General features: G+C 63.2%; 13 protein-coding genes and 3 pseudogenes. 6 read left to right on the top strand and 10 right to left on the bottom strand.

The features are described from left to right. Window positions 1–59: 59 nt before the first annotated feature. Window positions 60–902, bottom strand: a complete 843-nt coding sequence (gene istB / locus LPC10_RS01155; protein ID WP_003596510.1) for an IS21-like element ISMdi7 family helper ATPase IstB — start codon at window positions 900–902, stop codon at window positions 60–62. Then, a complete protein-coding gene (gene istA, locus LPC10_RS01150; RefSeq protein WP_012778770.1) occupies window positions 899–2,398 on the bottom strand; it encodes an IS21-like element ISMdi7 family transposase in 1,500 nt (499 codons plus the stop codon). The genes istB and istA overlap by 4 nt, the downstream gene beginning before the upstream one ends. Window positions 2,399–2,606: 208 nt before the next feature. Between istA and LPC10_RS01145 the strand changes: the two genes are divergently transcribed. The 4 genes from LPC10_RS01145 (at window position 2,607) to LPC10_RS01130 (ending at window position 5,748) form a co-directional block, all read left to right on the top strand. Beyond that, entirely contained in the window at window positions 2,607–3,842 is a 1,236-nt protein-coding gene (locus LPC10_RS01145) for a TerD family protein (RefSeq protein WP_231345090.1), read from the top strand. A gap of 65 nt (window positions 3,843–3,907) precedes the next feature. Next, entirely contained in the window at window positions 3,908–4,363 is a 456-nt protein-coding gene (locus tag LPC10_RS01140) for a tellurite resistance TerB family protein (RefSeq protein WP_231345089.1), read from the top strand. 135 nt (window positions 4,364–4,498) lie between these two features. Next, on the top strand, window positions 4,499–5,077 hold the full coding sequence (locus LPC10_RS01135) for a TerD family protein (RefSeq protein WP_231345088.1): 579 nt from the start codon (window positions 4,499–4,501) through the stop codon (window positions 5,075–5,077). Between the two features lie 95 nt (window positions 5,078–5,172). Next, window positions 5,173–5,748 carry a TerD family protein gene (locus LPC10_RS01130; protein ID WP_231345087.1) on the top strand — a complete coding sequence of 192 codons (576 nt, stop codon included), beginning with the start codon at window positions 5,173–5,175 and terminating at the stop codon, window positions 5,746–5,748. Between the two features lie 391 nt (window positions 5,749–6,139). Here the strand turns inward: LPC10_RS01130 and LPC10_RS01125 are convergent, their stop codons facing one another. Continuing rightward, a complete protein-coding gene (locus LPC10_RS01125; RefSeq protein WP_231345085.1) occupies window positions 6,140–6,403 on the bottom strand; it encodes a hypothetical protein in 264 nt (87 codons plus the stop codon). A 76-nt stretch (window positions 6,404–6,479) separates the two neighbouring features. On the opposite strand from LPC10_RS01125, the gene LPC10_RS01120 reads away from it, so the two are divergent. Next, complete coding sequence (locus LPC10_RS01120) at window positions 6,480–7,595, top strand: DUF475 domain-containing protein (protein ID WP_231345083.1); 1,116 nt, start codon at window positions 6,480–6,482, stop codon at window positions 7,593–7,595. Window positions 7,596–7,998: 403 nt separating this feature from the next. Here LPC10_RS01120 and LPC10_RS01115 read toward each other — a convergent pair whose 3' ends face one another. The 4 genes and pseudogenes from LPC10_RS01115 to LPC10_RS01105 all read right to left on the bottom strand — a co-directional run. Further along, window positions 7,999–8,349, bottom strand: coding sequence for a hypothetical protein (locus LPC10_RS01115; protein ID WP_231345082.1), 351 nt, complete (start codon window positions 8,347–8,349; stop codon window positions 7,999–8,001). A 380-nt stretch (window positions 8,350–8,729) separates the two neighbouring features. Continuing rightward, window positions 8,730–8,780 (bottom strand): annotated as a pseudogene (locus LPC10_RS25630) (hypothetical protein); the annotation flags it as partial. 386 nt (window positions 8,781–9,166) lie between these two features. Beyond that, window positions 9,167–9,295, bottom strand: coding sequence for an integrase core domain-containing protein (locus LPC10_RS25625; RefSeq protein WP_114415977.1), 129 nt, complete (start codon window positions 9,293–9,295; stop codon window positions 9,167–9,169). Window positions 9,296–9,302: 7 nt separating this feature from the next. Further along, window positions 9,303–9,629, bottom strand: a pseudogene (locus LPC10_RS01105) (IS3 family transposase); the annotation flags it as partial. A gap of 4 nt (window positions 9,630–9,633) precedes the next feature. Between LPC10_RS01105 and LPC10_RS01100 the strand changes: the two are divergent. Continuing rightward, a pseudogene (locus LPC10_RS01100) lies at window positions 9,634–9,902 on the top strand (transposase); the annotation flags it as partial. A 207-nt stretch (window positions 9,903–10,109) separates the two neighbouring features. Here the strand turns inward: LPC10_RS01100 and LPC10_RS25620 are convergent. The 3 genes from LPC10_RS25620 to LPC10_RS01085 all read right to left on the bottom strand — a co-directional run bounded on the left by LPC10_RS25620 (window position 10,110) and on the right by LPC10_RS01085 (window position 11,844). Continuing rightward, window positions 10,110–10,412, bottom strand: a complete 303-nt coding sequence (locus LPC10_RS25620; RefSeq protein WP_063987356.1) for a transposase — start codon at window positions 10,410–10,412, stop codon at window positions 10,110–10,112. A 320-nt stretch (window positions 10,413–10,732) separates the two neighbouring features. Beyond that, window positions 10,733–11,239: a DUF4142 domain-containing protein gene (locus tag LPC10_RS01090; protein ID WP_231345081.1), complete on the bottom strand. Its 507-nt coding sequence runs from the start codon at window positions 11,237–11,239 to the stop codon at window positions 10,733–10,735. Further along, on the bottom strand, window positions 11,230–11,844 hold the full coding sequence (locus LPC10_RS01085) for a NapC/NirT family cytochrome c (RefSeq protein ID WP_231345079.1): 615 nt from the start codon (window positions 11,842–11,844) through the stop codon (window positions 11,230–11,232). Before LPC10_RS01085 ends, LPC10_RS01090 begins: the two co-directional genes overlap by 10 nt.

Raw genomic sequence — 11,844 nt, 5'->3', positions numbered from 1 at the left:
AGCCTGAACGATGAAGGGGCCCGATCGGGCCTCTTCATCGTTTGTCGCGGATCGTGAGGTCAGGCTGGCCGGATCTCGCCCGTCGCGGGATCAGGGTCATCAAGGGTGGCCTGGTTTTGCTCCGCCCTGTCTGTGCGGCCCCGCCGGCTGCGGGAGGATCTGAGGCGGTAGCTGTCTCCGTTCAGGCTCAGGATGCTGACGTGATGGGTCAGCCGATCCAGCAGCGCACCGGTCAGCCGCTCCGAGCCCAGGACCGAGGTCCAGTCCTCGAACGGAAGGTTCGAGGTCACCACCGTCGAGCCGCGCTCGTAGCGCTGGGACAGGACCTCGAACAAAAGCTCGGCCCCCGTCGGCGACAGCGGCACGTAGCCGAGTTCATCGACAATCAGCAACTTCACCGCGGCCAGCTCCCTCTGAAGCCGGAGCAGGCGGCGCTCGTCACGCGCCTCCATGAGCTGGTTGACCAGCGAGGCCGCCGTGGTGAACGTGACCGAGAAGCCCTTCTGGCAGGCTGCCAGTCCGAGAGCCAGGGCGATGTGCGTCTTGCCGGTGCCGGAGTTGCCGAGCGCGATGACGTTCTCCCGACCGAGGACGTAGCCGCAGCGCGCCAGCTCCAGCACGAGCATCTTGTTCAGGCTCGGGATGGCGGCGAAGTCGAAGGTGTCGAGGCTCTTCACCGCCGGGAAGCGTGCCGCCCGGATCCGGCGCTCGACCATGCGCCGTTCGCGGTCGATCAGTTCCAGCTCAACCAGCCGCAGCAGATAGCGGGGGTGGTCGAGGCCGCTCCGGGCGCAGTCCCGGGCGACCTTGTCGTACTCGCGCAGGACCGTCGGCAACTTCAACTGCTTGAGGTGATGGGCGAGCAGGACGCCCGGTGTCGTCTCATCGCCGCTCACGCTCATGCCGCCACCTCCGGCACCAGCACCGTGTAGTCGGCGGCCATCGTCGCGCGCACCGCAGGCCGGGGCAGATGCGGGTAGGCCGACAAGTCGAGCCGAGGCGGCCGCCGTTCGAGACGGGCCAGCGCGATCAACTTGACCGCATCGAAGCCAATCGCCCCGAGCCGGATCGCCTCGGTGACGGCCCAGGCCACGAGGTCCTTCGGCATCGCCTCCATCAGGCGCAGCACCTGGATGAACTCGCGCTTGCCGCGGTTGCCCATGCGCGCCTCCAGAAGGTGGCGCAGGTGCTGGAACGCCTCGGGCAGATCCCAGCCCTGGAGTGCCGCGGCTTGGTCGAGGGCGTTCGGCTTGGTCTCGATCAGCGCGAGGTAGTGCAGAGGTTCGGCGACGAAAACGCCGCTGCCGTAGCTGCGCGGGTGCCGGGCGATCTCGACCCCCGCACACAGGATCACGACTTCCTCGACGAAGCCCTTCACCAGCACGTCCCGGAAGCCGTAGGTGGTCGGCACCGAGTAGTCGTTGCCGCGATAGCGCACCAGCGCGGTCGACGAGACGCGCCCGGCCCTCTTCTCGCACGGCTCCAGCGGCACCGCCGGCAGGGCTCGCAGAACCACTCGATCGGCCATGAGCCGCGTTCCGATGCTCTCGGGATGCCGCCCGGCGCACTCGTTCTGCCGAGCTCGGCAGCGGCGCTCCAGGTCAGCGTTCAGCGCCTCGAACGAGGCCGCCTCCGGAGCCGGGGTCATGAAGTGGGACCGGGCGAACTTGACCAGCCCCTCGACCTTGCCCTTGTCGTTGCCCCTGCCCGGACGGCCGAAGCGATCCCGGAACAGGCAGTGGCTCACCAACTCGGTGAAGGCGCGCGTACGCTCACGCTGTCCGTCGCCGCAGATCTTGGCCACTGCGATTTTGGTGTTGTCGTACAGGATCGACAGAGGCACGCCGCCGAAGAAGGCGAAGGCGGCGACATGCCCGTCGAGAAAAGCTTCGGTGGTCTCCCGCGGATACGCCTTCACGAAGCAGGCGTCGGAGTGCGGCAGATCCATGCAGAAGAAATGGATCTTGCGGCGCACGCCAGCGATGGTGGCGACCGCCTCGCCAAAATCGACCTGGGCATGGCCGGGCGGGTGGGCGAGCGGCACGAAAGTCTCCTGCCCCCGTGCTCGGCAGATCCGTACGTGGTCCTTCACCACGGTATAGCCACCGGCATAGCCGTGCTCGTCGCGTAGGCGCTCGAAGATCCGCTTGGCCGTATGGCGTTGCTTGAGCGGTGCAGTCCGGTCCGCCTCAAGGATCGCCGCGATCACTGGCAGAAGAGGCCCGAGCTTCGGCTTCTCGACCGGCTTCGAGCGTGTGTAGCCCGGCGGCAACGAGAACCGACACATCTTGGCGATCGTCTCTCGGCTCAACCCGAAGACCCGAGCCGCCTCACGCCGGGACTGGCCCTCGATGAACACGAACTGCCGAACGGCTGCGTAGACTTCCACGACGAACATCCTCGGCTCCTCTCGAAAGAGAAGCCTCTCCACTGGCCGGCTTTTACACCGCCCGCATCAGCACAAAGCCGACGCTCCAGTGGATGGTTTTGTCACCGCCCTACACATATGCAGGCGATAGGCCGGGCCGCACACGGACGGACGGCGGCCGATCTTGTAGGGCCTGCCCGGGAATGTCTCTGAGCCGCCCCCCAGGAAGAGCGCCGACATGACCACTCTCACGATGGGCGGGAACGCCCCTGTGCCCGCCGGCGACCTCACGGTTGTCGTGGAATGGGCTTCGACACCGGGTCTCGAGGAAATCGACGCAGCCGCCTTCCTGCTTGGCGCGGACGGGCGCGTGTCGGGTGACGCGGACATGATTTTCTATGGCCAGAAAGGCGATGGCGCCGTTCGCTTCGAGCGCGTGCCCGGCCATGTGCCCGACCGCGACGCCTCCGTCTTCCACATCAAGACGGCGTCACTTCCGGATCGCGTTCAGCGAGTGGCCTTCAGCGGAACGATACACGGTGCCCGGGAGACCGGGATGCATTTCGGAAGGATCGCAGGCCTCCGCATCTCCGTTCAATCGGCCCAAGGCGATGCCGTCGCATTCATTCCACCTCCAGCATCCAACGGCGAGACCGCGTTGGTTATCGGCGAACTCTATCGCCGGGACGCAGGCTGGAAGTTCAAGGCGGTCGGACAGGGCTTTGCCAGCGGCCTTGCCTCTCTGGCGAGTGCCTACGGCGTTGACGTGGAGGATACCGCAGCGGCGCTTCCGCCCCCAGCACCTAAGCCGCAACCTGTTGCCCCTCCCGCATCGGCACCCATCGTGCAGCCGACACCGAAGCCGATTAATCTTTCCAAGGTCAGCTTGACCAAGGAACGTCCGACCGTTTCGCTGGAGAAGCGGTCAGACTACGGAGATGTGACAGTCAACCTCAACTGGAGCAGGGCTAAGACCGGCGGACTTTCCGGGCTACTCCAGCGCGGTGGTGGCGGGATCGACCTCGATCTCGGCTGCCTCTACGAGTTAACCGACGGATCGATCGGCTGCGTCCAGGCGCTAGGGAACAGTTTCGGCCGGCTCAACCAGGAGCCATTCGTGGCGCTCGATTCGGACGATCGCTCCGGCGCTTCTGTCGACGGTGAGTGGATGCGGGTGAACGGTCGGTACTTCACCAATATCCAGCGTCTGCTCGTTTTCGCGTTTATTTACGACGGTGTGCCCAACTGGGGTCGTACCGACGGTGTGGTGACCGTGCGGGTCCCGGGCGAGGGCCCAGTCGAAGTCCGTATGGAAGAGGGATCAAACGCCAAACGCATGTGCGCTGTGGCGTTGATTGAGAACGACGCAGGCCAAATGCGGATCTCCCGAGAGGTCGCCTACTTCCGTGGACACGACGACATGGATACCGCTTATGGTTGGGGACTGCGCTGGAAAGCGGGTTCGAAAAACTAAATCAAGTTGCTGCCTGACAAGGTTTCACGGCGGACATACGCAACGTTTCGAGGGATAGCGGAACGATGAGCGCACTGAATTGGATCAAGGCACAAGGCGAGGCAGCATCGTCTGCGCTCAAGGGGGAAATTGCCCGCTTCAACAATCGAAAGTTCATGCAGGGCGCAGTCGCCATCGGTGTGGCCATTGCTGCAGCGGACGGAACTATCGACCAGGACGAGAAGCGCAAACTTTATGGCGTGTTCCAGAACCTGGAGGCTTTAAAGGCTTTTAAATGGGACACCGTGCAGCCGCTTTTCGATGAGCTGAAGGGCAAGTATGACTTCGACGCCGAAATCGGTCTTGCAGAGGCGATGAAGTACGTCGGCGCACTTCGCAATGACCCAGCCGCGGCCCGCCAGCTGATCCGTATCGGCATCATGGTCGGCGGTGCGGACGGTACCTTCGACGACAAGGAGAAGGACTTGGTGCGTAAGGCCTGCCGTGAGCTTGGCCTGTCACCGGCCGACTTCGAACTTTGAAGGGGTGAATAGGGGACCCTGGAAGAGGCGTCTCCTCACCGGAATATCGTTCCAGGTCCAGGGCCACGATCGGGTCCTGTCAGTGACGGGCGCTCCAAGGGCGCCTCCAGCAATCCACGAGAAAAGGGGATCAAGATGGCCGTGAGCCTCAGCAAGGGCGGCAATGTCAGCCTGTCCAAGGAGGAACCAAACCTTTCCAAGATCCTGATCGGGCTTGGCTGGGACAATCGCAAGACGGATGGGAAGGATTTCGACCTCGACGCTTCACTCTTCATGCTCGGCGATACCGGCCGGTGTTCGAATGATGCAGGGTTCATTTTCTACAACAACAAGGAATCGGCCGACGGGTCGGTGAAGCACCACGGGGACAACCGCACCGGCGAGGGTGACGGGGACGACGAGAAGATCAGCGTCGTTCTCGGCAAGGTCGGCTCCGATGTGCAGAGGCTTGCGGTCACCGTGACGATCCATGAGGCGAGCGAGAGAAGCCAGAACTTCGGTCAAGTCCAGAACGCGTTCATTCGCGTGGTGAACGAGGACACCGGCCGCGAGATTGCCCGCTACGATCTCGGCGAAGACTACTCGACGGAGACCGCGATGGTGTTCGGTGAGATCTATCGCCACGGCGGCGAGTGGAAGTTCAAGGCAATCGGACAAGGCTACGCCGGTGGCTTGAAGGCAATGGCAACCCAGTACGGAATCAACGTCGGCTGATTGCTGATTTTACCACTATCGCCCCCCGAGGGCGCGACCCAGTCCACCCCCGTCCCGCCAGTCATCCTATACACGACCCAAGAAGGTATCGCACCATGCCTGTGAACCTTAGCAAGGGGGGCACCGTCTCGCTCTCCAAGGAAGCCCCCGGCCTCTCTGCCATTCTCGCAGGCCTTGGGTGGGATAACCGCGTCTCGGACGGCAAGCCCTTCGACCTGGATGCCTCCGTGTTCCTGCTGGGAGCCGACGGGAAATGCGCCGGTGATGCGGCGTTCATCTTCTACAACAACAAGAAGTCCGCAGATGGTTCCGTCGAGCATATGGGCGACAACACGACGGGGCAGGGCGACGGCGACGACGAGGTCGTGAAGATCGATCTTGCCAAGGTTCCAGAAGCGATTACGCGCCTCGTGTTCGCCGTTACGATCCACGAAGCGAAGGAGAGAAGCCAAAATTTCGGGCAGGTGCAAAACGCTTACATTCGCGTGGTCAACCAAGCCGGGGGCGCGGAACTCGCAAAGTACGATCTGTCGGAAGACGCCTCGACCGAGACTGCGATGGTGTTCGGTGAGGTCTATCGCCATAATGGCGAGTGGAAGTTCAAGGCTGTCGGACAAGGGTTCGCGGGTGGCCTCGGGGACCTTGCCCGGTCCTACGGCATCAACGCCTGAGAGCCGAACGTTGGCCGCGTCTTCTTCAGGAGCGCTGCGTGGCCTCGCGGCGATCGCAGCAGGGTCGGCAGCCGCTGGCTTCGGCTGGAGCGCAGGGCGCGACCTCTACCGTAAGGGCAAGGAATGGATCCTGCCGGTCATCGCCTTCGTGGCAGTGGCCGGAGGGACGGGCTACGCAGCGTGGAATTTATCGAGGGGGCACCACTCGCCATCGGTCCTCCGCGTAATCGGTGCAATACTCGCTGCGGCGGGAAGCTTGACCCTCTGTGTGATCCTGGTCGCCGTCTTGGGTCAGCCACAGCAGGGACAGCCGAATTCGGGTACTGGAGGGCTCCTCGGTATCGCCCTCCTGGTCCACGCAGCTTCGGCCGTGATCGGGCTCCTCGTCGGCTTAGCGCAGCGAGGAAGGCGGGTACGCACCTTTGCCCTTGAACGAGACAACCTTGCTTTCATGGACGCCCATGGCATCCGTGATGTTGGAGGTCGGGAGGAAACGTTCGTCGACGCGGTCGGCAACGAACTCAAGCTCGACGATTTCCGGCGGGATGCCATGGTCTTTCGCGTCCAGGGTCGACGCGGCGCTCGGGCTTATATCGACCTTGATGCCTCCGGGCGAATGATTGCTTACAGGCCGCCCCCATAACGGCAGACGCAAGCGCCACCAAATCGGTATCGAGTAGAATCTGAAGCTGCCTCGGCATGCGCCGAACCAGTAACATGCGGAGGCCGTCGTGGCCGCGAATTTGAAGTATTTCCGGTACGCCATCGGGCTGTCAGCGCTGATGTTCGTTGCCCTCGCTTTTTCGAAAGGAGGCTTGGCACTCCTACCTCTAGCGATGGTCTTGGCCGTCATGGAATTGGCTGTCAGTTTCGACAATGCCATCGTCAACGCCAAGGTGATGGAGCGTATGTCCCCGTTCTGGCGACAGGCTTTCATCACGGTTGGCATCTTCATCGCCGTCTTCGGGATGCGCTTCTATCTACCCATCCAGATCGTTAGCTGGCTCGGTGGCATTTCCCTGTCCGAGGCCTCGCACCTAGCCTATGCCGATCCGGGACGGTTCGCGCAGATCCTGATCTCCAGCCACGCGATCGTATCGGGCTTCGGCGGCGCGTTCCTGATGATGATCTTCCTGAAGTTCTTCATCGATTCCGAGCGCGAGGGAAATTGGCTCCCAGGGGTCGAGTCCGTACTGGGCCATCTCGGCCATCTGGAAGGAATCCAGATCCTGATCACGGGCGTCGCGGCTGGCTTTACGGCCTACCTGATGCCAGAGGGTAAGGGAGTCGCATTCTTCGTTGCCGCCATGGCCGGCATTGGGACACACATCACCGTCGACCTCATCAAGGAGGGACTTGAGGCCATCGACTTGCGCATGCAGGAGAGGTCGGGTGCCGCAGGCGGACAAGCCATGGCGACAGGCGGCCTCGGCATGTTCCTCTACTTGGAAATTTTCGATGCAAGCATGTCGTTCGATGGCGTGATCGCCGCCTTCGCCATCACGAACAACATTCTCGTCGTGGCTGTGGGGCTTGGCGTCGGTGCGGTTTTCGTACGCTCGCTGACGCTTCTGTTCTTCGACACCAAGTCGCTGGCGGAGTACCGCTACCTAGAGCCGGGTGCATTCTGGGCCATCGGTGGCTTGTCCGCTTTCATGTTCGTTGCCGCCGTGACGCACGTGCCGGAGTGGTTGATCTCAGCCTATGGTGGCGGTGTCATCGTGATCGCCTTCATCCACAGTGTCGTTGCCAACCGCGGAGACTCCGCTCGTAGAGCCGGACTGGGCCTGTCGGAAGCCGTTGAACGAAAGATCGGATCTCCGGAAGCCAGTCGGGCCTCGGCGTAATCATTCCCATACAGGCGAGAGCTGCGGACGACGCAGAGTTCAACTTATGCTGACCGCACTCGCGACCGGACCGTCTGGATTTCACGGATCGGGCTGCCGTCGAGGGGAGGGAGCTTCACTTTGGCGACTGCCCTTCGGGCTCGCTGCATCGTTGTCCCCTCGCTGTATACGTCGAGTGTGATCGAACCGTGCTTGTGCCCGACGATCGCGGAGATCATCGCAGCCTCCACCGCGGCCTGCACGGCCCGCGAGACGAACCAGCGCCGGAAGCTGTGGAGTTCACGCGGGCACGGCGCGTTCCTGCCACGATCTCGTCCGCGCCGACGAGACGCGTGTAATCGGTGAAATGATTGGAGAACTTGAAGGAGCGCTCGCGAATGGAGCCTGTCTTCCTCACCGGCGGTCACTCGGGAAACACGTCGTCCTCGGGAGCCTTGCCCTCATAACGCTTGGCGATGACAGGTTCACGAAGAGGGTGGATCGGCACGTAGCGGGCCCGCCTCTCCGTGTAGCGCGCCTGGAACAGGATGACGCGCTTGGCGGTGTCCCGGAACTTGAGGACTACGATCGCGTCGACCTGCGCCCCGGTCAGGGCACCAATGTACATGAGGTCGAGCATGTGGGGGGAGGCGGGCCCAAGCAGCAACTTGGCGATCTCGGTGTCCGTGAAGGGACGCTCTTCCTCGCCGGACTTCGGGCCTGTTTTCTGGAGGGAAGCTCCGACCCATGGATTTGAGGCGACGACCTCGGTCACGGTTGCCAGGTAAGCCCAAAACGAGGATAGCCGCGACACGCTGAGGGATACGAGGGGCATCACCGGCTTACAATCGAGTCGCTCCTCTGATCGGCTTGCCGGGCGATCCGCCCGGTCGAAGTCACGCATTTATGATGCGCAAACAGAAAAGGCCCGCTGAAGCGGGCCTCTTGTAGAAGCAGGTCGAACGTTCAAACGTACTGGACCAGCACTCAGATCACCGACTTGCTGCCGTAGGGCGGCATCTTGTTACCCTTGGCGATCGGCGCCGTGGTGCTCGGCGTGCCCTCGACTGTGACAGCTCGGTTGGCGAGGGCTCGGGGCGTCAAGCCACCCGGGGCCGTGTGGGGTCGATTGTCGTTGTAGTGGCACCTCAATTCCTCAATGCTCTCGCGGGCATCCGCTAGCGGCAGGAACCACGAGGCGTTCAGGCACTTCGCTGGTAGGCGGCCGTTGAACGACTCGATATAGGCGTCGCCGTCGGCTGACCTAGTCGAGAGAAGTCGATCTCGGCCCCATTCAGGTCGGCCCATTGGTCGACCATGCGCCCGGCGAACTATGGTTCGTTGTTGACCCGTAGGCTCTTCGCGCGCCCTCGCAGCCGGAACAAGGCGTCCAGCGCCTCGGTCACTTGAAAAGCGCGGGAGTTGGCTCTCGGTGTGGGTGAGAGCGCCTCTCGCATGTAGTAATCGACGACGGTCAAGCTTCGAAACGGACGTCCGTTGAAGATGCGGTCGGACATGAAGCGTGGCCCAGACTTCGTTGGTTCTAAGGGTCCCCCGTATTTTGGTCCGGCCGAAAGGTGAGCCTCCGGGCCTCATTCGGCGGGTTGCAGGGCCGCCGCCAGGGCGAATTCCTGGGGCGTTCGCCACCCGAGGGCGGTGTGAGGACGGCTCTCGTTGTAGTGCCGCCGCCACGTCTCGATCTTGCTCCTCGCGTCGGCCAACGATGTTGATGCGCCGCGCCACCTTCAGCGCCAAGCATGCCCGGCTGTGCTCGTCGATCAGCGTCAGGATGCGCAGGGTCCGCCCATCGTGCGTCTGGGCCTGTACGAAGTCGAAGCTCCAGACGTGGTTACGGTGAAGCGGACGCAGCCGTTTGCCCGAGCCGTCGTTCAGCCAGAGGCGGCTGCGGGGTCTCTGTCGGCTGGGGACCTTCAGCCCCTCGCGACGCCAGATACGCTGAACCCGGTCCTGGCCCACCTGCCAGCCCGCTGCCCGCAGCAGCGCGGTGACGCGGCGGTAGCCATAGCGCCCGTACTCGGACGCCAGAGCGATGATGGCGCGGCTCTACCAGTCCGGCGAGACGATGCGGGTCGGGCGGATCTCGAAGTGCGGGGATCGGATGATGCGCGCCGCGCTCTACGAGGCCGCGCTCGTGCTGCTGACCGGCTCACGCGGCCGGTGGTCAGGGCTGAAGGTGTGGGGGGCGTAGCCACGCGCCGGGGCATGCAGAAGGCCCTCGTGGCCGTTGCCCGCAAGCTGGCGATCGTGTTGCACCGCATGTGGCGCGACGGGACGGACGTCCGCTGGTCGGCCACGACAGCGGCCTGAGGTCCACCGACGCCACCAAGTAACATCGAGCTCCTCCGGCGTGGAGGAGGTCCCTGCGGGGACGACGGGAGCGGGTGAGACCGAGGAAACTCGAGCGCCGGTCTTGCCGAGCGCGCGGCTTGAGAATAGCTCCACCCACTCCCTCTGATCCCATCATGAGGCGGCACGCGCCGACCCCGGAGAGAAGCAAGAACTCCGCAGGACCGTTCACGCACTGGATAGGGATGAGCACGCAGGGGAGTTGACCGATGAACCCCGAATAGAGAACAAGCTTCCCGAGGCGACGCCCGCCAGCACCTGACCCACCAGGGATAGATCCGCCACGAGGCGGCGCAACCGAGCATTCTCGCGCTCAAGATCCTTCATCTTCCGGGCTTGATCGACCTGCAGGCCGCCGTACTCCTTGCACCAGCGGTAATAGCTCTGCTCGGAGATCTCTGTCTCCTTGCACGCCAGCGCCAAGCTCTTGCCCTGGGCGGTCTGCACCTCGATCTGGCGCAGCTTCAGCACGACCTGCTCTGCGCTCGTCTTCTAACCTCGCCGCATGTTCGACTCCTTCGGTCCTGGCCGATCCTCTCAATCAGCCCGGTCCAAAGCCAGCCGGTCAGGTCAAGGTGAGATGGGCTGCTTAGGATCGCTGCGCTTCCCCAAGCAGATCCAACGATGGCGACGATTGCGATAGAACCATGCCGGCGTCTCTGCTCTCGAGCCTGCCTCAGCGCACCGATCAAGCCGAGGTTTGCGAGGGCGAGCAAGTTCGACCACATAGGGGCTACTCGCTTAGGTCATGCGCGGGATTTCAGATCCAGTCCCGTGGCCGCAAATAGCTTCTATGGCCCGACCGCCGCGAGTTCATCACGCACTTCCTTGCCGAAGCCTCGCAAACTTTCCAAGTGCGCCGCGGCGTAATCTCGGACTTGTTGAGAGTTCGAGCGAGCGGCGCCCTCATAGGCGGCGATCTCCTTGTCGAGGGCCTGCGCTTCGACCTCTGCATAGCGTCGAGAGAGTGCCAGGTAGTCTAGCGGCTCTATGTTCTCTACGATGCTGCGCAGTTCGAGGTCGAGCGTGTCCCGCACCTCGATCCCGACCGCGGCAGCCAGTCGACCGAGCGTCGGCAACTGAGCGGAACGGAAGTCGCGGACACGCGCGGCCAGTGCCTTGATGCCGGGCCGCGTCGCTTTGGCCGCAGCGACGCGAGAGATCCTCTCCTGGAAAAGTGCCGAGGCGTGGGCCTCCTCGACGAAACGGCCTGCATCGTCGTCCGCGCGGGAACGCGCCGGTTGCACGGCAAGTAGGACAAGCGCGACGAGAGCTGCCCTGCGCCCGATCAGTGCCATCCAGGAACCCCCTGCATGTTGGGAAGCTTGTGGGCGATACCCTTGTGGCAGTCGATGCAGGTCTTCTCGCCCGTGAACAGGCTCTTCTCGTGCGCCGCCGCCGCCCGTGGGTTCTGCTTCGACACGTCCATCGACTGAGCGCTGTGACAATTACGGCATTCAAGCGAGTCGTTGGCCTTCATCCGCGCCCATTCATGCTCGGCCAAGTGCCGGCGCATGTCCAGGAACTTGTCCCGGGTGTCGATGGAGCCGAAGATGTGTCCCCAGACCTCTTTCGAGGCTTGCATCTTGCGGGCGATCTTGTCGGTCCATTGATGCGGCACGTGGCAGTCCGGGCAAGTCGCACGGACCCCCGAGCGATTGGAATAATGGATGGTACCCTGAAGCTCCGCGAAGACGTTCGTCTTCATCTCGTGGCACGAGATGCAGAATTTTTCGGTGTTCGTATGCTCGAGTGCCGTGTTAAAACCGCCCCAGAACAGTACGCCAGCGACGAAGCCGCCGAGGGTCAGGAAGCCGAGCGACAGCGTGACCGGCGGACGCGTGACGGTCTGCACCCAAGGGTTCAGCCAGAACCAGGACCATGCCTTCGCGATTGCCGCCAT

Source organism: Methylorubrum sp. B1-46 (assembly GCF_021117295.1).
Classification (GTDB): Bacteria; Pseudomonadota; Alphaproteobacteria; order Rhizobiales; family Beijerinckiaceae; genus Methylobacterium.
The sequence above is the reverse complement of the archived record's forward strand: the minus strand, read 5'-3'. Positions and strand labels throughout refer to the sequence as shown.

Coding starts and splice junctions, on each gene's coding strand:
- LPC10_RS01085 (WP_231345079.1), bottom strand. CDS start 11,844: ATGGCGGCAATCGCGAAGGCATGGTCCTGGTTCTGGCTGAACCCTTGG.
- istA (WP_012778770.1), bottom strand. CDS start 2,398: ATGTTCGTCGTGGAAGTCTACGCAGCCGTTCGGCAGTTCGTGTTCATC.
- LPC10_RS01140 (WP_231345089.1), top strand. CDS start 3,908: ATGAGCGCACTGAATTGGATCAAGGCACAAGGCGAGGCAGCATCGTCT.
- LPC10_RS01130 (WP_231345087.1), top strand. CDS start 5,173: ATGCCTGTGAACCTTAGCAAGGGGGGCACCGTCTCGCTCTCCAAGGAA.
- LPC10_RS01090 (WP_231345081.1), bottom strand. CDS start 11,239: ATGGCACTGATCGGGCGCAGGGCAGCTCTCGTCGCGCTTGTCCTACTT.
- LPC10_RS01145 (WP_231345090.1), top strand. CDS start 2,607: ATGACCACTCTCACGATGGGCGGGAACGCCCCTGTGCCCGCCGGCGAC.
- istB (WP_003596510.1), bottom strand. CDS start 902: ATGAGCGTGAGCGGCGATGAGACGACACCGGGCGTCCTGCTCGCCCAT.
- LPC10_RS01135 (WP_231345088.1), top strand. CDS start 4,499: ATGGCCGTGAGCCTCAGCAAGGGCGGCAATGTCAGCCTGTCCAAGGAG.